Origin of the sequence: Ochrobactrum quorumnocens, assembly GCF_002278035.1 — a bacterium.
Classification (GTDB): Bacteria; Pseudomonadota; Alphaproteobacteria; order Rhizobiales; family Rhizobiaceae; genus Brucella; species Brucella quorumnocens.
Window position 1 is genome coordinate 579425 of sequence record NZ_CP022603.1, and the last position, 21832, is coordinate 601256.

The window sequence follows — 21832 nt, forward strand, 5'->3', positions numbered from 1 at the left end:
TGGTCGGAAGAACAGGTAAAGGACCGGTATGTCAGGATCATACCCCTTCATCGACATTGCCGCGCTGGATCATATCCGCGAAGGCTTTGCCAAGGGCGATGCGCAGCTCGTGCTGACGCACGACCTTTCGACCGTTCTATGGATCAATGGCCCAGGAGCCAAGCTGTTCGGTTTTGAACGGATCGAAGATGTCATCGGTGACGAACTGGATCTGCCAGTTGCAACCCGCCGCCAGATTATGGGATCGAGTGGTGAAGTTGACACTGCGCCACGCGTTGTGGCCGTGCGTCTGGGTGCTGGCATGCGTTCAGAACTCACACGCCTTCAAGTTTCCCACCTGACAATGCCTGACGGCATCGAAGCGCTCTTGCTTGCTGTCGAGAAGCAGAATGCCACCCCTGACATAATTATTTCCGGCCTTGAAGATAATGCGACACATGTCGCGCTGATCGATGCTAGAGCGAAGGTGATTGCCTCAAGCCCTAGCTTTCCAGCCCTCGATATTTCTGCGTCAACGCTTGAAGATCTTATTGTTGAAGCAAGCGATGCCAGCGATCGGATCGTAAAGCGCCGTATTCGCGCAGGCAGAAGCTCAGTGCCAGGTGCAATCGCACGGCTTATTGACAATCCAGCCTTACATCTTATCTGCATCGCCGTAGAAGCAGCCATAAAGCCTGCAACGACCAATGATACGAAAACAAATGCAGTCGCAGACAGCATCGCGCATGACGAAGAGATTGCGGTAAAAGAAACCAAGCCGAAAAGCTTTGTCTTTGATCGCAATGGCCCACCTGCCCGTTTCATCTGGAAGACTGACGCGGCGGGATCGTTTACAGAGGTTTCACCGGAATTGGGTGTCATCATCGGTCCAAATGCGGCTGATGTCATAGGCAGGCGCTTCGCGGAAGTCGCCAATGTTTTCGCCTTCGATACGGATGGCAGCATCGGCTCGCTTCTGGAAAAACGCGACACCTGGTCTGGCAAAAAACTGCTTTGGCCTGTGGAAGGCACAAACCTCCGCGTGCCGGTCGAGCTTGCCGCCCTGCCCGTTTATTCGCGTGATCGTGAATTCATCGGCTTCCGGGGATTTGGCCTTGTGCGCCCCGAAGATGCGGAAGAAGACCCGGAGACAATCGGCCTTGTGCTTGCTGGCGGTATTCCGCAGAAGCGTGAAGCAGCTCCCACAATACAGGAAATGCTGAGCGCTGATGGTGATGACGATGTGTTGGCGCTTTCCGAAGAAGTAGCCAATGACGACCATCCAGACACCGGGCATCAGATCACAGCTGCAGAGACGTTGCCTTTTGAGCTGACGCAAAACCCCGGTCGTCGTGAGTCCGACAAGGTCATTGAGTTACTCAATGCAGCCGCACGCGAAAAAGTGGAAGCGGATCAGGCAAAGCAGTTCAAGGGCAAAGAACAACGTCCTGAAGGCGGATTGACCGCAACCGAGCGCAACGCATTTCGAGAAATTGCTGATCGTCTGCGCAAGCAAGGACTGGCTAATTCTCGTCAGGACGGCGATGCACCAGTCGCAAAACCAGTAGAAAAGATTGAACAGCAGCAGCCCGCAGCAGAGCGTAACGCGCCGGTTGCGGTCAGGTCTGAAAATTTGCCTGCGGCGGACGACAAACCAGAAGCTGCAAAGCCAGACCAAAAACAGCCTGCCGATGAGACAGCACTGCTCGCTAATCTGCCTATCCCCGTCATCATCCATTCGGGTGACCAGATTCATTATGTCAATGAGGCACTTCTCGGCCTAACAGGTTATGAAACGCTCGAAGACATCCGTGATGCGGGTGGCGTCCAGGCATTATTTAACAGTGACAGTGATGAAGGTGGCAACCCTCAAGGTATGGTGCTGCGCCGTGCAGACGGCAGCGAAGAGCCAGTAGATGCACATCTCAACGCCATTGGCTGGCGCAACGGTCGTGCGCTCATGCTGAGCCTTATGCCCGTTGCACCTGCATCCAACGAAGTTGAGGTTCCAGCAAAAGCCGAAATATCCAGTGAAAACCATACTGAAAAGCAGGCACTTAAAGCTCAGGTCGAAGAACTTAAGATTATTCTCGACACGGCAACAGATGGCGTTGTGCTGATTGATCCCGAAGGTCGCATTCGCTCGATGAATCATTCTGCCGCCGCCCTTTTCGGCTATGACCGGACTGACGCCGAAGGCAAATTCTTCTCGATGCTGTTTGCGATCGAGAGCCAGCGTGCAGCGATGGATTATCTGCACGGGCTGTCCGAAAATGGTGTTCTCAGCGTCTTGAACGACGGCAGGGAAGTGATTGGTCGAGAAGCTCAGGGAGGGTTTATCCCCCTCTTCATGACAATGGGTAAGCTTCCACACACCAGCGGTTTCTGCGCCGTGTTGCGCGACATCACGCAATGGAAGCGTACCGAAGAAGAGCTGACGAATGCGCGCAAGGAAGCTGAACGTGCATCCAACCAGAAAACTGACTTTCTGGCCCGTATCAGCCACGAGATTCGCACACCACTTAACGCGATCATCGGCTTTTCCGAGTTGATGGCTGATGAGAAATTCGGCTCGATAGGAAATGATCGCTATCGCGATTATCTGCGCGACATCAACCGTTCAGGCAACCATGTTCTGGCATTGGTCAATGACTTGCTCGATATCTCCAAGATAGAGGCCGGTGCACTCGATATGCAGTTTGAGGCGGTTTCGCTCAATGATGCGATTGGTGAAGCCATTGCTCTGATGCAACCGCAAGCAAACCGTGAGCGCGTCATTATACGCTCGAGTTTCCAGTCGAATCTGCCTGACATTGTCGCTGACGCACGTTCGATCAAGCAGGTAGCGCTCAATCTGTTGTCTAATGCGGTTCGCTTCACAGCAACTGGCGGACAGGTGATCGTCTCCACCAATTATGAATTGAATGGTGATGTGGTCATGCGCGTTCGTGATACGGGCGTAGGCATGACGAAGGCCGAAGTCGAGCAGGCTCTGAAGCCTTTCCGCCAAGTCAACACGATGCAGCGCAGACAGACAGAAAGCGCAAAAGACTGGCGCAATGAGGGTACGGGCTTAGGCCTGCCCCTTACAAAAGCGATGGTCGAAGCAAACCGCGCGCAGTTTGCGATAGACTCGACGCCCGGACGCGGCACCGTGGTGGAAATAATCTTTCCGCCGACCCGCGTTCTCGCAGATTGACAATTTTAAGCCCTCCACATGGAGGGCTTTTTTATATACAAACCAAAAAAAACGCCGATAAAAATCAGCGTTGGAGAATCTCAGAGACAAAGAGACACAAAAGCAATCGCAAATGAGGGCCTGACGGCGGCTCGATAGTTACTCAGTGTTGCACTTTTTATGACGCATAGCCGGTTAATCGGTCGTTAAAATTAAGGTTCAGAGTTTAGACATTGGAAACTCCTGTAAAATCAGGGTTAATTTCCTAGAAACAATTGTTTAACCATATGTCAGAATCAGCATGGACGGCTTTGCTTTGCCACAGTGCTGGTTTAGATTACAGAATATGTCTCACTGATAGGATGGTTGATGCGCTGGCCCAGATTTACGCGCCTTATTGTTGCGATCATCATTCTTAGCGCGGCAGCCGTGGCAACACTGCTTGCCCTCATACCTTTTATCGTCTCCACAGATTCAATTCGTGTTCGAGTGGCCCAGGAAATCAGCGCCTGGACCGGCTATAGTGTCGAACTGCGAGAAGCACCGCGTCTGCGCGTATTCCCGGTTTTACGAGCCTCGCTTGAAGGTGTGACACTCAGCAAGCTTTCCGAGCAAGGCGCCAAGCCATTCATGAGCGCCAGTCGGATTGAGGTCGAACTGTCGCCTCTTGATGCGTTGATGGGGCGCTTGTCTTTCTCAGAAACACAGATTGTCAGACCGCATTTCAACATCGGCGGCCCAGTCGATAACTTCTCCGGCCTGCTTGATGCCATCGCAAGTTCCAACGGACGTCTTGGCACCGCGATCCGCGCTCAACGCGCATTGCAGCAAAATGGAGAAAACGACAAAACGCTTGCTGCACAGCAAGCCTCTCAACCTTTTGGTCGCGTCGTTATCCGGGACGGTACCGTCTCATTCAATCGAGCAGACGCCGAAGAGGAACCGAAGGAAGATCAACAGATTACCAAGTTGAATGCCACGCTTGAATGGCCACGCACTTCGAGCGCGGCAACACTGCGTGGCAGCGCGCTTTGGCGCGGGGAAAATACCCAGTTCAACCTGACTGCATCGCAGGCTTTGCCACTCCTTGCCGGTGGTACATCTGATGTTACTGCGAGTTTCACTTCCAATCCGGTCAACATTACATTTGAAGGCAAGGCCAACATCTCCAACGACCGCTTCTTCGAAGGTGCGTTGAGCGCCAAAACCCCTTCGCTCAGCAATGCTGTTCGCTGGCTTGGTCTGCCTCCCGTTGCAGGCAGCACTGAAATTGGCGTCTTCTCGCTCGATTCAACGATCACCTCGACGCCGCGTCGATTGAAGTTCGATAATGTCGAGATGACCACAGATGAAAGCCCGGCCAAGGGCGTTATCGAAATCGGATTTGAGCAAGATACACCGGCTGTGACCGGGACGCTTGCATTCGATAAACTCGATCTGCGCCGACTATTTTCCATCTTCGTACCATTGCCCGACAACCGGCCTCGTCCCCCGAATGAGCGCGATCAAAGCGGGCAAGACAATATCGATACAAGCTTTATCGATCGCGCTGAACTAGACCTTCGCCTCTCAGCACAAACGGCTACCGCCGGTCCCGTCTCTATGGCGGGTGTGGCTGCGGCTGTGCAGATCAGAGGCGGTCGGGCGATGTTTGATATTGGTGACGCCAAAGCTTTCAATGGCGTCCTTCAAGCCAATTTGCAGATCGTTCGCGACCTTAAAACTGCCACTGGAGAACTCCGTTTCAACGCATCTGATATTGATAGTTCTCAGCTCTTCGCAGCACTCGGTTTTGATAAGCCATTCGTCAACGGCAAAGGAAACGTCTCGCTATTCATGAAAGGACCGGCGAACCGTTGGTCGGCACTCTTGACCGGTGCACAGGGCAATGTTTCAGTGCAGCTCAACAACGGCCAGATGCAAGGTTTCGCGGTACAGGATTTTCTGACCAAGGCTCAGAGCCAGGGCTTTTTCGCACTCGAACGGCAGGAAAATGTTTCACTTGCATTCAACCGTCTCGATCTTAAGGCCAATCTTTCGGACGGCGTAGCAACACTCGAAAACGCACGCCTTGGCACGACCGACGGCACCCTCAATCTTGCTGGCATTGTCCCGTTTGTTGATCGCAGTCTGGCGCTCAGTGGTGAAGTGATCTTCCCTGAAAGCCAACAGCAACAACAAGAAAACATAGACGGACAACAAGCCGAAACAACCCTTACCAAGCCACCGCTGCATTTCTTTGTCGGCGGCTCATGGGATCGTCCGTTCATCTCGCCATCATCGACAGGAACAGCCACGGGGCAGTGAACCCACTCTGTTTCGCTTATAGCATTTCCAGCAAAAGTGCGAAGCGGTTTTGCGCAGAATAATGGGTAGAAACAAATGGTTACAGCGGTTCCAACAATTAAAGCATGTCGCGCTCAAATGGATTCATTTAGCGTTCGCGAACATGCGACAGTTAAAAAAATCTAGAGCGAGCGCCATGAGTGCGATTAAGCGCGACATGCTGTCAACTGGAACCGCTTTAAGAACTACCCCAGCCTGAATGCAGCCTGCTCATCGCGGCGGCGCTGAACTTCCCGACGCTTGTTAACAACCGAGGCGATGATAACGCCCGTTGTCACCAACGCGATCAGGATCGTACACACCGCATTGATTTCCGGCGTCACTCCAAGGCGAACCTGGCTGTAGATTTTCATCGGCAGCGTGGTTGCACCCGGTCCAGATGTGAAACTTGCAATCACCAGATCGTCGAGCGAAAGCGTGAAAGCAAGCATCCAGCCAGAAACCACCGCAGGCAGGATCACCGGCAGGGTGATTTTCATAAACGTCGTCACCGGTGGCGCGCCGAGATCCATGGCCGCCTCTTCCAAAGAGCGATCAAAGCTTACCAGTCGGGACTGCACAACAACGGCCACAAAGCACATTGAGAAGGTGATATGCGCAAGTGTGACTGTCCAGAAACCGCGGTCAAAATTCATAGCCACAAACAGAAGCAGCAGCGACAGACCCGTGATGACATCAGGCATTACAAGCGGTGCATAGACCATGCCTGAAAACAGGATACGTCCTCGAAAGCGCGTGTAACGGGTCAGCGCAAGTGCTGCCAGCGTGCCAAGCACAGTGGCAACCGTTGCTGACAGAAGACCAACGCGGATTGTCACCCACGCCGCATCCATCAATGCCTGATTTCTGAAAAGCTCAACATACCATTTGGTCGAGAAACCCGCCCACACAGTGACCAGACGGGATTCATTGAACGAATAGATGACCAGCAGAACAATCGGCAGATAAAGGAAGGCAAAGCCAAGTGCGACTGAGGCGATATTGAAACGGGACCAATTATTGTTCATGGCCTATTTCCCCTTTTCCTGCTGACGCGCCTGTACTTGCTGGAAGATCACAATCGGTATGATCAGTATCAACAGAAGCACGACAGCTACAGCCGATGCGACCGGCCAGTCGCGGTTGGAGAAGAACTCGCTCCAGATCGTCTTACCTATCATCAATGTCTGAGATCCACCGAGAAGGTCAGGGATAACAAACTCGCCCACAGCGGGAATGAAGACAAGGAAGCAGCCAGCCAGAACGCCCGCAAGCGACAGAGGAAATGTGATTTTCCAGAAAGCAGCGATTGCAGTACAGCCAAGATCCTGTGCCGCTTCGATCAGCGAATAATCCATCTTTTCCAATGATGAATAGATCGGCAAAATCATGAATGGCAAATAGGAATAAACAATACCGATATAAACTGCCGTATCCGTATTGAGGATGGTCAGTGGCGTATCGATGATGTTCAGCCACATTAAAAACTGGTTGAGTAGGCCTTCTGGTTTCAGAATGCCAATCCACGCATAAACGCGGATCAGGAACGACGTCCAGAATGGCAGGATCACCATCATCAGGAGTGTCGGACGGATCGTTGATGGTGCGCGCGCAATGCCGTAAGCCATAGGATAGCCAACAAGCAGCGCCAAAACGGTGGAAATGGCAGCAATCCGAACGCTCGATAGATAAGCCTTGTAATAAAGCGGGTCGTCAAGCAGCCATAAATAATTATCGAATGACAGCTGCTTAATTTTTTCCCAGCTTTGCGCAAAACTGTCAGCCCAATCAAAAGCTGGCATATAGGGCGGGATCGCCATCGTGACTTCAGACTGAGAAATTTTGAAGACGATGAAAAACGGAACCAGAAAGAACAGCAGCAGCCAAAAATATGGCACCGCGATCACGAGGCGACTGGTTATGGAGGCGATCAGCTTTTGCATGCGCGTCCCCTCCTTAAGCCGTCAGCACCAAGCCGGCGTCAGTATCAAATGAGACCCATACCCGATCATCATAACCAAGCGGGTTATCGGTCTTGCGCACGGCATTAAGGCTTGCAGCCTTGATGGTGCGACCATTCTCAAGACGAACGTGGAACACCGTCATATCGCCAAAATATGCGATATCCCACAGCTCACCTTCGACCGCATTGACCGATGCGTCTTCCGGTTTGTCGCGGGTAATGCGGGTCTTTTCGGGCCGCACCGCATACCAGACCTTCTGGCCCGGATTAAGCTGTTCACGTGTTTCGGTGTGAATATGGAAGCCGAATTTTTCAGTGGCGATTTCCGTCTCGCCATTCGCAGCTTTTACCACCTCACCTTCGATGATGTTCACATTGCCGATGAAGTCAGCCACAAACTTTGAGCGTGGCGCTTCGTAAACTTCCGCAGGCGTTGCAACCTGCATGATACGGCCCTTGTCCATAACCGCGATACGGTCGGACATGGTCATCGCTTCTTCCTGATCGTGGGTAACGACCATGAAGGTCATACCGAGCTTGACCTGCAAATCCATCAGTTCGAACTGAGTTTCCTCACGCAGCTTCTTGTCAAGCGCGCCAAGCGGCTCATCAAGCAGCAGAACTTTGGGACGTTTGGCAACGGAGCGCGCAAGCGCCACGCGCTGGCGCTGGCCACCGGAAAGTTGATGCGGTTTGCGCTTGCCGTATTGCTCCAGCTTCACAAGCTTGAGCATTTCAGCGACGCGCGCATCGATTTCCGATTTCGCCATTCCGTCCTGCTTGAGGCCGAACGCGATATTGCTTTCAACTGTCATATGCGGAAACAGGGCATAGGACTGAAACATCATGTTCACGGGACGCTTATACGGCGGAATACCGCGCATATCCTGACCGTCAAGTGTAATGCGGCCGGACGTCGGCTCTTCAAAGCCCGCCAGCATACGCATGAGCGTAGTCTTGCCGCAGCCCGACGCCCCCAGCAGCGCAAAGAACTCACGATTGAAGACATTGAGTGACAGATTATCGACGGCAGTAAAATCGCCAAACACCTTCGTCACATTCTCAAAAGAAATATAAGGTTTCGCTGCCGGATCATTCCACGGTGCGAATTTGCGGCGAAAGCTGCCAAAAGATTCCATTCCGTTCCCCTATCGACTTATCAGGAACCCGATCCACAGACCGCAGCCTGCCATTGATGTATGTCACAAGACGTAGAGCGGCCCTCCTGCATGAACAGTGAGCCGCTCTCAGATTTTAAACGGGCAAGCCCGCATCGGCTAATAATAGCCGTCATATTATTCGACTGTTACTGGCCTGTGACGATCTTGGTCCAGGCGCGCGTAACAACACGCTGTACCTTGGTGTCGTAAGGCGTCGGCACAAACAGCTTCTTCAGAACTTCATCGCTTGGATAGATTGCCGGATCATCGAGAATTTCCTTGTCGATGAATTCCTGCGATGCCTTGTTGCCGTTTGCATAGAACACAAAGTTCGACGCCTTGGCTGCAACTTCCGGACGCATGATATAGTTCATGAATTCAAGCGCTTCAGGCACATTCTTCGCATCTGCCGGGATCGCCATCTGGTCGAACCACATCAGTGCGCCTTCCTTCGGGATAGAATAACCTATCTCTACGCCCTGTTTGGCCTTCTCGGCACGGTCACGGGCCTGGAAAATATCCCCGGAATAGCCGACTGCCATACAGATATCGCCATTCGCCAGCGCATTGATGTATTCCGATGAATGGAACTTGCGAATATTTGGACGGATTTTCAGATAAAGTTCCTGTGCCTTTTCCAGATCATCTGGTGATGGCGAATTCGGATCAAGGCCGAGATAGTTCAAAGCTGGACGCAGCATTTCGCTGGCCGAATCCAGAAGATAGATACCGCAGCCTTTCAGCTTTGCCGACATTTCCGGATCGAAGAGCACATCCCACGAGTCAATCGTGTCTGTGCCGAGCGCTTCCTTAATCTTGGCCTTGTTATAGCCAATGCCGGTCGTGCCCCACATGTAGTTGATGGAATATTCGTTGCCCGGATCATACGTGGCGGCGCGGGTCGAAATTTCGTCCCACATATTCTTGAGGTTCGGGAGCTTGTCCTTATCGAGTTTCAGGAACACGCCTGCAGGGATCTGGCGGCCAAGAAATTCACCCGATGGCACCACAAGATCGTAGCCGCTACCGCCAGCAAGGAGCTTGGTTTCGAGAATTTCGTTGGAATCATAAACGTCGTAAACGACCTTGATGCCGGTTTCCTTGGTGAAATCCTTTAGGATCGAGTCGTCGATGTAATCTGACCAGTTGTAGATATTGACCACCCGCTCCTGCGCGCTTGCAGGAAATACGGCGGCGCTCACAAGGCAAGACGCCATTGTTGTCGCCAGAAGAAAGGATTTCATCCTCATCGCGTGCTCCATTCTGCACCATCATTCCCGGTACAGCTCAAGGGTGGGTAAACTGTTTCAACTTCATACCTTTTTAGATTGTGAACCATTCGTCAACCGGGTGATGACACCACGAACATAAAAAGTTGTGGTGCACACGTCCCGATCCGAAATATCGCGGTCCTACTGGAAGTCAAAAGCCGATAATCCTGCCACCATTTCGTCGAGACCGAGCGGTCGGGTCAGTGGCGGTTCGGCGCGTGTAATGCAACCCTGACGCTCACAAAGTCGGCAGGCTGGCCCGATTTCCGTGCTGAGAGCATTTCGCGCACCGTAAATAGTTTCATCACCCAGTTCGCGAGAGCAGCCCAAAAGCATGGCCGTGCGTCGGGGGCGCTCATTGAATGCGCCCTGCGGACCTTCAAGCGTTCGCGCTATTGTGAGGAAAGCGGAACCATCGGGCAGTTCTGCAGGTTCAACCAACACCTGCCCGGCCTGAGCAAATGCTGCATAGACCGGCAATTTCGGGCATTGCCCGCCAAAGCGGATCGGAAAACCTTCAGCGCCAACCATGCGAAGACGATTGCCTGCGTGGTCGATTTCCATCAGGAAAAACGGCAGAGCGGTATTGCCCTGGCGTTGCAAGGACGTCAAACGGTTCGCAGCCTGTTGAAACGACACGCCAAAACGCGAGCGCAAAACATCGACATCGTAACGCGCGCGCACTGCCGCATCGCGAAATTGCCTGTAGGGCATCATCAACGCTTGTGCTGCATAGCGCGCCAATTCAAATCTTGCGATGCGCTTTGCCTCCCCGGACGACAGTTTCAGCCCTTCGGTTTCGGCACCAATCATCACCTGCATACGGATGAGCGCTGCTTCCATCGCAATTTCCTGCAACTGGTCAAAGGGCGACAATCGTTCCGAAATAAACAACCGCTGCGAATGCCTGTCATAACGTCTGCGCCAGTTCGGCATAGTCGTAACAGGCAAACTTCGCACGGTAATGCTGTGTTCACGTCGCAGCCATTCTTTCAACGCGCCTGACAAATCCCCTTCGGGCTTAAGCAATGCGTAAAAGCTTTCCGCCTCCTCTTCGATACGCGGATAATGATTAGGTCGTCGAGCCATCACATCGCGTACTTCATCAAGGGGCAAACGCGTTGCGGAAAGCTGCGCATCGCTTCCCTCATGAGAAAGCAGTTGAGACAGATCAGAAAGACGCTGCTGCTGTTCGCGATAAGCGCGATAAAGCTTGACGATCCCGCTGGCAGCATTGGGTGCTGCCTCGCCGATTTCCACGAGCTCCTGATCGCCCGGCAATTCTCCCGTCAGCAGCGGATCGGAAAACACTTCCTTTAGGCCCGCAACCGTCGCGCCGCTTTCTGCCTGAAGGCTATCGAGATCAAGCTTGTAAACACTGGCTAGCTTTAACAGCAGCTGCACCGTCAGCGGACGCTGATTGCGCTCAATGAGATTGAGATAGGACGGCGAAATACCAAGCGCCTCGGCCATGGATGTCTGCGTCAAACCGTGCTCGTTGCGGATGCGCCTGATACGGGGACCAGCAAATATCTTGCGTTCGCTCATCAGGTCCTCCCAAACCAAGAACGATGAGTTTTACAACTCATGACAAAATAGCTGCAATTGATAGCTTTGACAACATTTACAAATTTACAGATCACATCAGTCAATTTTCAGACAGCGTTACTTCAATTATCAGCCGTTTTTACGGGTTTTTCTGGCTGTTCGATCCTCACAACTGTAAATCTAGTCACAGATGGAGCGGCGATAATCTGCTCTTCAAAAACCTGGTCCAAGTGTGAGGAGACACCGAAATGACAGATTTTTACAGCCTTATCCCTTCGGCACCCAAGGGTCGTTTTGACGGCATCCAGCGTGCGCATACAGCCGAAGACGTGAAGAGGCTGCGCGGTTCGGTGGAGATCAAATACTCACTGGCCGAGATGGGTGCAAACCGCCTCTGGAAATTGATCCACGAAGAAGATTTCGTCAACGCGCTCGGCGCTCTCTCCGGCAATCAGGCCATGCAGATGGTTCGTGCCGGTCTGAAGGCGATATACCTGTCCGGCTGGCAGGTTGCTGCGGATGCCAATACGGCATCAAGCATGTATCCTGACCAATCGCTCTATCCGGCAAATGCTGCTCCGGAACTGGCAAAGCGCATCAACAAGACATTGCAGCGTGCCGACCAGATCGAAACATCAGAAGGCAAAGGTCTGTCGGTCGATACTTGGTTTGCACCAATCGTTGCCGATGCAGAAGCTGGCTTCGGCGGACCACTGAATGCTTTTGAAATCATGAAGGCCTTCATCGAGGCAGGTGCGGCAGGCGTTCATTATGAAGACCAGCTGGCTTCTGAGAAGAAGTGCGGTCATCTCGGCGGCAAGGTCCTGATCCCGACGGCGGCACATATCCGCAACCTGAATGCGGCGCGCCTTGCGGCCGACGTCATGGGTACTGCAACGCTGGTTATCGCCCGAACGGATGCGGAGGCCGCCAAGCTTCTGACTTCGGACATCGACGAACGCGATCAACCTTTCGTTGATTATGATGCAGGCCGCACCGCCGAAGGCTTCTATCAGGTGAAAAATGGCATCGAGCCATGCATCGCCCGTGCGATTGCTTATGCGCCCTATTGCGATCTGATCTGGATGGAAACATCCAAGCCAGATCTCGAACAGGCTCGCCGCTTTGCCGAAGCCGTGCACAAGGCATACCCGGGCAAGAAACTCGCTTACAATTGTTCGCCGTCATTCAATTGGAAAAAGAACCTCGACGACGCGACGATTGCCAAGTTCCAGCGTGAGCTGGGCGCGATGGGTTACAAGTTCCAGTTCATCACGCTGGCCGGTTTCCACCAGCTCAATTTTGGCATGTTCGAACTGGCACGCGGCTACAAGGATCGTCAGATGGCAGCTTATTCAGAGCTGCAAGAGGCGGAATTTGCGGCAGAAGCCAATGGCTACACCGCGACCAAGCATCAACGCGAAGTTGGCACCGGTTATTTCGATGCCGTGTCGCTCGCAATCACCGGCGGTCAGTCTTCGACCACCGCCATGAAGGAATCGACAGAAACAGCACAGTTCCGCCCAGCTGCGGAGTGACACCCAATATTTATTTAACGCGCATCTTGTCCGAAAACCGTTTCACACTTTTCGGGATGCGCTCTTAAGAGGAGAACAACCATGGCTTCGATTGCACGTGTTAAGGAAAGAGCAGAAGAGCAGTCAACCTCGATGAGCACCGATCAGCAAAGCGCGATCCGTATGCTTGCCAATGATCTGCACCGCCTCAACCAGTCGGTCATGAATGCAGTCGAGGCCGGTGTTTCCGTTGAGCTGGTTCGTTCAGCCCGCCATCATGGCGGAGAAGGCAACTGGGGCGACCTTCTGATCCCGGTTATCGTCACCAAAAACCCATGATGGTCGTCATCGCAATCACCGTCGCCACCGTGCTTTTCACTTCGAAAACGCTGTGGCGGCGGAAACAATCAAGCGTAAAAGTCGCACTTCGGTCGTTTCATCCAAAGAACATATATTAGAACTTGATATACCAGTTCATTCATGTTGGACTGGCCCCACTGACCTCCCCGGCTGGCTCTGCCAGTCGGTTTTTTTTTACATCAGCAGATAATCTTTCGGCTGCGGCATGTCCGGTAAATCCGTTTCCCCCAAAGCTTCCCGCACATTGATCTCAATCGTATCAGCGATAGCGCCAATTGGCAGATCGTTGGGCAGCGTACCAAATGGCTCTTCCAACTCATCGCCCAGAGCATCAAGGCCGAAGAAGGTATAAGCAACCAGTGTGGTTGCAAAAGGCGTCCCCCAGCCGAGCATATCGGCAAAGCCAAACGGGATGAAAAAGCAGAAAAGATAAGCGGTGCGGTGCAAAAGCAAAGTGTAGCCGAACGGCACCGGCGTAAAACGTAAGCGCTCGCTTGCAGCTTGCACTTCAGCAAGGCTGTTCACCGTTTCATCGAGTGTCTGAAAATCAATTGCCTCAATACGACCCGTCCCACGCAATTCAGCGAGCGTCTCACCCATCTTGCGAAGGATGAAGTCAGGCCCATTGCGGCTTGCATCAAACGCCTTCTGCTCATCGGCGGAAAGCCACTTTTGGAACTTCGCTTGCCCATCACCCGGTCGAAGGTGCGGAACCATCGCTTGTGTGAATGCAATCACATAGTGAAGCAACTTTTCACGGGCGCTTTCTGCTCCCGGCAACCGATGCAGAATCATTGTCTGGCGGGCGAAACTGCGCGTCACATATACGAGCTTACCCCAGACTTTTCGCGCTTCCCACCAGCGGTCGTAGCAAGCATTGTTGCGAAAGCCGAGGAAGATCGAAAGCGCAATACCCAACAACGCAAAGGCCGTGCCATTATTGAAAGCAGGCACCCAACCCGGGAAAGCGCGATGTGCCCAGACCACAACGAGCGAGAGCACGAAAACTGCAAATATCTGCGGCAATATCCGCGTGACAATCGAGCCTTTGAGGATGAAGAACAGTTTCCACAAAGGCGGGCGCGGACGAACGATCATGTCAATGGATTTCCCAGAATGTTACTGACTGTCTTTATAGTCTTTGCGCCTCTTCACCAAGCATCGCAAGTTACCACCTTGATCAACTCTTGATGCGTTCTTGACAATGACCGGCAATAAAAATGGCAACCATCGTCGTTGTAGACGCAATCAGGAGCCTTCATGTCTATTCAATCACTCATCGATACTGTCGCCAATAGGGTCAACATCGAACAACCATTGGCAGAAAAACTGACAGGATCGGTCTTTTCCGTATTGCAGCACAGCACACCTGAAATCGGAGAAAAAGTGTTTGTGCTGTTGCCTGACGCAAAGCCACTGGCTGCAAACCATGATGTACTCGCAGCAGGGAGTGACGGTTTTATGGGAACATTCTCAGGATTGATGGATACATTTGCTGGAGAAAAAATGAGTGCCCTGCTGAAAGCCGCAGCCAGCTTACGTTCGAGCGGCCTCTCCAGCGAACAGATCACCGATGCGGGAAATCAGGTGTTCTTATATATCCGCGAGCGCGATCCAGATCTGGTAGATCAACTGTTCATCGCAGCACCATCTATCAAAGAGCATTTTGGTCTCTAGTGGATTGAATTTGACGTTTGAATCCCGACTGACACACAAGCTGTTTCAAACGTCAAATTCGAAAAATCCAATAGATTCATAAGTTTGCTAGTGGTCTTCACACTTTTCGGGATGCGCTCTGACGCGCCATCAAAAATATTAAGATGGCGCGTTCTTAATTATTTCAGGGTCTTTTCAAGTATCGCCCATTGTTCATCACGCGTTACGGTCCCCATGCCATTGTTATGTGCGGGCATATTCCGATTAAGGCGAACGAAAACCACTTTCTCATCGCCTTTCTCAGCCCACCCGACATACCAACCGAACTGGCGACGCCGATCAGGCTTCCCCTTCGGGCCTGTTTCAAATGCGGAGCCGGTTTTGCCATGGGCGGTCCAGCCATTAGAAAGTGAATGGGTTGGAAGAATAGCCATGGTTTTGGTCATCGCTGCCTCCGAGAATGGCAGCTTGTTATTGACCATTTTCAAAAGAAAATCGGCCTGTTCTGTTGGCGATATGGTCAATGACGACGATATCCACGAACGCAACATGCCATTGCTCTTGCCGGGGTCACCGCTCAGGTCGCGATTGCCGTAGTTGAGCTGATCTGTGTATTTCTGGAAGTTGTCTTTCCCGAGCTTCCGCGTCAGCTCCTGCGAGAACCAGACCACCGACTGATCTTCCCAGTATGTCGGATCAACCGATTGCTTCCAAGACTCACGCCAAGCTGGATATCCTTCCTTAAATGGCCAGGATGGATTATGACTGTCTTGCAATATGCCGCTCTCAAACCCCATCAGCGCCAGCGGTACTTTGAAGGTCGATGCAGGGCTATTGCGCTTGTCACAAATCTCGCCCTCCTTGGCGATCACCTCACCGCTCTTTGCGTTGAGCATGATCATGCAGGTGAGCTTTTCGCCTGCAGCGAAAGCCTGCCCTTGCAAAACGAATGCCGCAAGCATGGTGCCGCCTGCTATTCCCAAAGCCGCTTTGATTGGTCTTTGCATCAACAAAATCTCCAAAAGAATGCATCTGGGAATTCTCTTCTCAAACATGGCGCCAACATTGCACAAAAATGGCAATCCACACGTTTATGCCAAGCATCTTATGAACTCGATTTCACCCATTTATCACTCCTGATATTTAATGTTGTTGTTGCTCAAAGGCCATTTGTCATTGTCGAGCGTCCCCGCTATCATGCCAACATACGAAATCATTTTTTGGTGTTGGATGTCTGCTGATACGACGGAAAAGAAGGTAACGCGCACGCCGCGTCGCCGTACGCCTACTTATGTCAAATCGCTTCGCGGCGTGAAAAACTGGAAGCAGGCCACTGAGTGGCTTGCATGGCGTGACATTGAAGACATCGAATGCATCACACCCGATCAGGCTGGCGTTGCCCGCGGCAAGATGATGCCGTCCAAGAAGTTTACGTCCAACACATCGCTTGCCCTGCCATCGGCAGTGTTCATGACAACTATTTCCGGTGATTACCCGGAAGACGGCCATGGCTTCCAATATCCGGAAGACGACGGCGATCTGAAGCTTCTGCCGGACCTTTCAACCCTTTGCACCGTGCCTTGGGAGTCTGATGCCACGGCGCAGGTGATTTGTGACCTCGTTTATCAGGACGGACGCGCTGTCGAATTTACTCCGCGCAATGTGCTGCGCTCGGTTGTCGCCGCTTACCACAAGCGTGGCCTCAAGCCCGTGGTCGCGCCGGAAATCGAATTTTATCTCGTGCGCAAAAACCCAGACCCCGACTATCCGCTGACCCCTCCGGTAGGCCGTTCAGGCCGCGCGATTGGTGGCGGTCAGGGCTATTCGATTGCGGGCGTCAATGAATTCGATGAACTGATCGATGACATCTATCACTTCTCTGAAGGTCAGGGCCTTGAAATCGATACGCTGATCCACGAGGAAGGCGCTGGCCAGCTTGAAATCAATCTGCGTCATGGCGACCCGGTTGAACTGGCCGATCAGGTCTTCATGTTCAAACGTACGATCCGCGAAGCAGCCCTTAAGCACGATATGTATGCGACTTTCATGGCCAAGCCTATTCAGGGTCAGCCGGGTTCGGCCATGCATATCCACCAGTCGATCGTCGACAAGAAAACTGGAAGAAACATCTTCTCCAATGAAGATGGCACTGAAAGCGAAGCCTTCCGCCATTTTATCGGCGGTATGCAGCGACATGTGCCTAACGCGCTCGTCATGTTTGCACCCTATGTAAATTCCTATCGCCGTTTGACGCCAGATGCTTCGGCTCCGGTCAACGTCAAATGGGGGTATGACAACCGCACCACGGCCTTCCGCGTTCCGCGGTCGGAGCCGGGCGGCAGGCGCGTCGAAAACCGCATTCCTTCTTCCGATGCCAATCCATATCTAGCGCTGGCTGCCTCGCTTGCCTGCGGTCTGATCGGCATGGTGAACAAGATCGAAGCGGATCAACCTGCATCGACAAGCGTGAACACTAAGGAGATCGACCTTCCACGTGGTTTGATTGAAGCGGTGCAACTGTTTGAAAACGATCAGGAGTTGCGCAACCTGTTCGGCAGCTCGTTCGTAACCACTTATGCAGCGATCAAGCGTGCTGAATTTGAAACCTTCATGGAAGTCATCAGCCCGTGGGAGCGTGAGTTCCTGCTGCTCAACGTCTGACCGGTTCCACATGCTCAATCAACGGCCTTATCAAAGCCCCATCTCGCCCGGATTTTCATGGTACGAGGCGAGTGTTTCTGAGCGTCCGCAATATGCCGAACTTGATGGTGCTCGGCAGGCCGATGTCGTCGTCATCGGCGGGGGCTATACTGGGCTGTCGGCAGCTCATCATCTGGCGAAACAAGGCGCTGACGTCGTCCTGATCGAGGCTGCTCGTTTCGGCGATGGAGCTTCCGGGCGCAATGGCGGACAGTTTGGCACAGGTCAACGCACATGGGCGGAAGATCTTGAAAAGCAGTATGGTTTGGAGCGTGCGAAAGCTCTCTTCAACATAGCGGAGGAGGCCAAGGCGCATCTCCTCGGTTTTGCGCGCGAGCACAATATCGACATGGAATATATGCCCGGCCAAATCTCTGCCGTGCATAAGCCGCGCTACCTCAAGAACTATCAGGAACATGCGGAATTGATGGCGACACGCTTCAGCTATCCGCATATTCGCTATGTCGAACGCGAGGAAATGGCAACGTTGCTCGGCTCTAACCGCTATCATGGCGGCGTTTATGATGCGGGCACAGGCCATATTCATCCGCTGAAACTGTTGATCGGCTTGGCCAAAGTTACCGAAGCAGCTGGTGCTCATCTTTACGAAAACACCAAAGCTACAAAGATCAGCACGGTAAGCGGTCGCATCGAAGTGGAAACACCGCGCGGCACGATTTCAGCGAAGAACGCCTTCATCGCGGTCAATGCTCATGGCGGCGATCTGGAACCGACAAGTGCCGCCCACGTCATGCCGATCCGGTCTTTCATTGGCGCAACAGCACCTTTGGGCGATGACAGTCCAGTCATCCCCGGCGGAGAGTCGGTCGATGACTCGCGCTTCGTTGTACGCTATTTCCGCAAATCCAAGGATGGTCGCCTGCTGTTTGGCGGTCGTGAGGCCTATACAGCCGACAATCCCCGCGACATAAGCGAACATATCCGCCGACAGATCGCGGAGATTTACCCCGCCCTGGACAAGGTTGAAATCACGCAAGCCTGGGGCGGATCGGTAGGCATAACCATGCCACGCCAGCCATTTGTGCGCGAAGTAATGCCCGGTGTCATTTCTGCAGGCGGCTATTCCGGCCATGGGGTGATGCTGGCCAATTATATGGGCAGGCTTTACGCAGAGGCAGTCAGCGGCAAGCGCGAGAATCTCAAACTCTTTGAAGAGTTACGTATTCCCGCTTTCCCCGGCGGCCGCACTTTCCGCGCACCTCTGCTATTTGTGGCTCTGTCATGGTACGCGCTGATGGATCGGATTTAAAAAAGAGGGTGGTATATCCTCTGATATACCACCCGTGAGTTTTCATGCCCTGTTACTCTATAAGACTGTTACTCAGACACTATTAGAGCGGCGTGCACCCAATTAGGCACATTAGGTCGCTTTAACACTTTAAAATCAGAGCATAGTTTTACCCTTAAACTGATCCAAGTTTAAGGAATTATGCTCTAGCCAGTCGCTGGTAGGTTTCTTCCACGACATCGCGGAATGGAAGCACACCACTAAGGCAAAGCAGAGCATGCATGTGTTCACGTGCACCTTCATAGCCCATGATTGGCGCGAAAGGCTGCATGACAACGTTCGGCTCTTCTGAATAAAGCTCCTCATACTCCGCAAAGTTTGTGAAGCTCTTGTAGCTTTCGCCGCGCATCAGAAAAGTTTCAACTGCTGTCCCTTCAGCCAGAACCACCTCATGACTATCCAGTACGATGTTGTAATAATCGACAGCGTCTTGTGCAAAAACACGCGTGATGGTCCGACCATTCACGAGATCCTTTGCACGGATCAGAACACCATCGATGTAAAGCGCATGGTTCGGCGACAGATAGAGATCACGGTAAGGGGTTTTTCCGTCCAACGCATGGCGCGCGACACGGATCGGCATGATGCTTTCGTTCCACTCTGCTCCGCTTTTCCTGTGACTTTGCCAACCGATCCATTTCACAGGCATCACTGCATCGATGGTTTTCACAAGATCACCGACGCTGAGCTTTTCCACAGCAATGGGACCTTCCGTCGTCTCAACGAGCGTCCCTTTCAAAAGACAGTTGGAGCCGGAACCTCCGCCTCCGCTTTCCCACCATTTCGTGCCCATAGCGCGCGCTGGCAGCGACGATAGAGAAGCAGACAAAGCGCCAATAGCTGCCGCTTTGGCAGCCAGCCCGGCGGCTGCTCCTAGAAAGTGTCGGCGCGCACGATTGCGAGGCGAGTGTGGGTTATTATCAGGTGACATGTATCCCTCCGCTCTTCGAGTGCTGGGCATCGGGCTAAAATCAGCTTGGATTTTTTGCAAAGCACGATGCGCCAAATCAAAAATTTAAAGCTTCAATCCGTGTTGCGCGGATCGCCGCTTCTGTTGCTTCGCCCCAAGATCACGAATCTGATCATACCTGATGACCCGGCCTAAAATATTCCAGCAATCCGGGCTAAAGCCTCCACGAATAGGCGTAGGCTTTACCTCGAAAGGTGGTTGTTTCGGTGAGGTTTGAGGGTTTTGAAAACCCGAATATGTTGATCGAGATTAAGCAACCACCTGATTTGCCCGCCCCGTAATTCCTCATTCGTTCGGAACCACTTCGCATTCTCGTCATTAAAGATGACTGAGTTGATTTGCTGTCAATGGTTTCGAAAACAGCTGCAACCCGCTGCTTTCCTGCAGTTTCGCAGCTGCTTGTGCCCGGAATGAGGAGGACTCGATGGAAAATCCGATCGGTAATGCGGGCGAAGAAAAAACAGAACTGAAGCGGGTGATGGGACCCGGATTACTTTTACTATTCATCATCGGTGACGTTTTGGGGACAGGTATTTATGCCCTCACCGGCGAAGTTGCTGCCGAAGTTGGCGGTGTCGTTTGGCTACCCTTTCTTATTGCGTTCGTGGTTGCCCTGCTAACCGCTTGCAGCTATCTGGAACTCGTCACCAAGTACCCGCGTGCAGCCGGTGCAGCGCTCTACACGCACAAGGCATTCGGCATTCACTTCATCACATTTCTTGTCGCTTTCGCCGTCATGTCTTCGGGCATAACGTCTGCATCCACCGCCTCACGCGCCTTTGCAGCAAACTTCGAAGCATCGCTGGGCTTAGGTTTCGGTGATTGGGGCACACCGCTCATTGCTGTGGGCTTTATCGCACTCATTGCCGCTGTAAATTTTCGCGGTGTCGGCGAAAGCGTGAAAATGAATGTCGTTCTCACAGTTGTTGAAGTCACCGGCCTATTGATCATTATTGGCATTGGCCTCTGGGCAATCGCTGGCGGTCAAGGTGATGTCTCTCGTGCATGGACTTTCGAAACACCCGAAGGCAGCGGCTATTTCTGGCCCGTCATCGCCGCTACCACTCTTGCTTTCTTTGCCATGGTTGGCTTTGAAGACTCGGTCAACATGGCTGAGGAATGCAAAGAACCCTCGCGTCTTTTCCCGAAAGTGCTGCTCACCGGTCTCGCTATCACCGGCGTCGTCTATGTGCTGGTTTCCATTTCGGCCATTACGCTGGTCTCTGCTGCTGAACTTGGCGAAGGGGACACACCGCTTTTGAAGGTAATTCAGGCAGGCGCACCGGGCTTTCCTATCAGTATATTTGCAGTGATTACCATGTTCGCCGTCGCCAATTCGGCGCTCATCAACATGATGATGGCAAGCCGCCTTATCTACGGTATGGCACGCGAAGGCGTTGTCCCTGAGGCCCTGGGCAAAGTACACAAAGGACGCCGTACTCCCCATATCGCGATCATCTTCACATCGCTGCTGGCTGTTGGCCTCATTCTTTTCGCAGGCGGCGTCCCGGCACTCGGCGGCACAACAGCGCTGCTATTGCTGTGCGTCTTTGCGGTGGTCAATGTTGCGGTCTTGGTCCTGCGCAGCGATCATGTCGATCATAGGCACTTCCGCACACCAACTGTCCTGCCGGTGTTGGGCGCAATCAGCTGCACCTTCCTCGCGGGGCCATGGACCGGCCGCGATACGGAGCAATATGCGATTGCAGCGGTACTACTCGGTATCGGTGTCGTGCTCTGGTTTGCCACAGTTCGCTATATGCGTGCTGCTAACCAGACTGCTTACAGCAGTTCCAGTTAAAGCTGAATCGTTGGAACCGCTGTAACTGTTTGTTTTTACGCATTTCCGAACGTAAAACCAGTTCCCACTTTTACTGGAAATGCTTTAAACCACCA

The 21832-nt window shown here is 52.7% G+C and carries 16 protein-coding genes; 8 read left to right on the forward strand and 8 right to left on the reverse strand.

Translation table 11 applies throughout. The features are described 5' to 3' along the window. The first annotated feature begins 28 nt into the window (after positions 1-28). A complete protein-coding gene (gene pdhS, locus CES85_RS02830; protein WP_095444544.1) occupies positions 29-3178 on the forward strand; it encodes a cell-division control histidine kinase PdhS in 3150 nt (1049 codons plus the stop codon). Between the two features lie 348 nt (positions 3179-3526). Next, positions 3527-5464, forward strand: a complete 1938-nt coding sequence (locus tag CES85_RS02835; protein WP_095444545.1) for an AsmA family protein — start codon at positions 3527-3529, stop codon at positions 5462-5464. 224 nt (positions 5465-5688) lie between these two features. On the opposite strand, the gene CES85_RS02840 is transcribed toward CES85_RS02835, so the two are convergent. From CES85_RS02840 to CES85_RS02860, 5 genes are all read right to left on the reverse strand, one after another. Beyond that, complete coding sequence (locus CES85_RS02840; protein ID WP_095444546.1) at positions 5689-6510, reverse strand: ABC transporter permease; 822 nt, start codon at positions 6508-6510, stop codon at positions 5689-5691. A 3-nt stretch (positions 6511-6513) separates the two neighbouring features. Continuing rightward, positions 6514-7425 (reverse strand): ABC transporter permease subunit, encoded by a 912-nt coding sequence (locus CES85_RS02845; protein WP_095444547.1) that lies wholly within the window; start codon positions 7423-7425, stop codon positions 6514-6516. A 13-nt stretch (positions 7426-7438) separates the two neighbouring features. Further along, positions 7439-8584: an ABC transporter ATP-binding protein gene (locus CES85_RS02850; protein ID WP_095444548.1), complete on the reverse strand. Its 1146-nt coding sequence runs from the start codon at positions 8582-8584 to the stop codon at positions 7439-7441. Between the two features lie 167 nt (positions 8585-8751). Then, entirely contained in the window at positions 8752-9855 is a 1104-nt protein-coding gene (locus CES85_RS02855; RefSeq protein WP_095444549.1) for a polyamine ABC transporter substrate-binding protein, read from the reverse strand. Between the two features lie 162 nt (positions 9856-10017). Next, positions 10018-11424 carry a helix-turn-helix domain-containing protein gene (locus tag CES85_RS02860; protein ID WP_095444550.1) on the reverse strand — a complete coding sequence of 469 codons (1407 nt, stop codon included), beginning with the start codon at positions 11422-11424 and terminating at the stop codon, positions 10018-10020. Positions 11425-11672: 248 nt separating this feature from the next. Between CES85_RS02860 and aceA the strand changes: the two genes are divergently transcribed. Next, entirely contained in the window at positions 11673-12962 is a 1290-nt protein-coding gene (aceA, locus tag CES85_RS02865) for an isocitrate lyase (RefSeq protein WP_095444551.1), read from the forward strand. An 81-nt stretch (positions 12963-13043) separates the two neighbouring features. Continuing rightward, complete coding sequence (locus CES85_RS02870) at positions 13044-13280, forward strand: SMc00767 family acetate metabolism repressor (protein ID WP_095444552.1); 237 nt, start codon at positions 13044-13046, stop codon at positions 13278-13280. A 195-nt stretch (positions 13281-13475) separates the two neighbouring features. Here the strand turns inward: CES85_RS02870 and CES85_RS02875 are convergent, their stop codons facing one another. After that, positions 13476-14399: a bestrophin family protein gene (locus tag CES85_RS02875; RefSeq protein ID WP_095444553.1), complete on the reverse strand. Its 924-nt coding sequence runs from the start codon at positions 14397-14399 to the stop codon at positions 13476-13478. Between the two features lie 162 nt (positions 14400-14561). On the opposite strand from CES85_RS02875, the gene CES85_RS02880 reads away from it, so the two are divergent. Continuing rightward, complete coding sequence (locus tag CES85_RS02880) at positions 14562-14978, forward strand: hypothetical protein (protein WP_095444554.1); 417 nt, start codon at positions 14562-14564, stop codon at positions 14976-14978. A 158-nt stretch (positions 14979-15136) separates the two neighbouring features. Here the strand turns inward: CES85_RS02880 and blaOXA are convergent, their stop codons facing one another. Then, positions 15137-15964, reverse strand: coding sequence for an OXA-919 family class D beta-lactamase (gene blaOXA / locus CES85_RS02885; protein WP_095444555.1), 828 nt, complete (start codon positions 15962-15964; stop codon positions 15137-15139). 223 nt (positions 15965-16187) lie between these two features. Between blaOXA and CES85_RS02890 the strand changes: the two genes are divergently transcribed. Further along, entirely contained in the window at positions 16188-17618 is a 1431-nt protein-coding gene (locus CES85_RS02890) for a glutamine synthetase family protein (RefSeq protein ID WP_095445673.1), read from the forward strand. Positions 17619-17628: 10 nt separating this feature from the next. After that, positions 17629-18927: an NAD(P)/FAD-dependent oxidoreductase gene (locus tag CES85_RS02895; RefSeq protein WP_095444556.1), complete on the forward strand. Its 1299-nt coding sequence runs from the start codon at positions 17629-17631 to the stop codon at positions 18925-18927. A 178-nt stretch (positions 18928-19105) separates the two neighbouring features. On the opposite strand, the gene CES85_RS02900 is transcribed toward CES85_RS02895, so the two are convergent. Beyond that, entirely contained in the window at positions 19106-19897 is a 792-nt protein-coding gene (locus CES85_RS02900) for a Hint domain-containing protein (protein ID WP_095444557.1), read from the reverse strand. A 463-nt stretch (positions 19898-20360) separates the two neighbouring features. Between CES85_RS02900 and CES85_RS02905 the strand changes: the two genes are divergently transcribed. Beyond that, on the forward strand, positions 20361-21737 hold the full coding sequence (locus CES85_RS02905; protein WP_095444558.1) for an APC family permease: 1377 nt from the start codon (positions 20361-20363) through the stop codon (positions 21735-21737). The last annotated feature ends 95 nt before the right edge of the window (positions 21738-21832 follow it).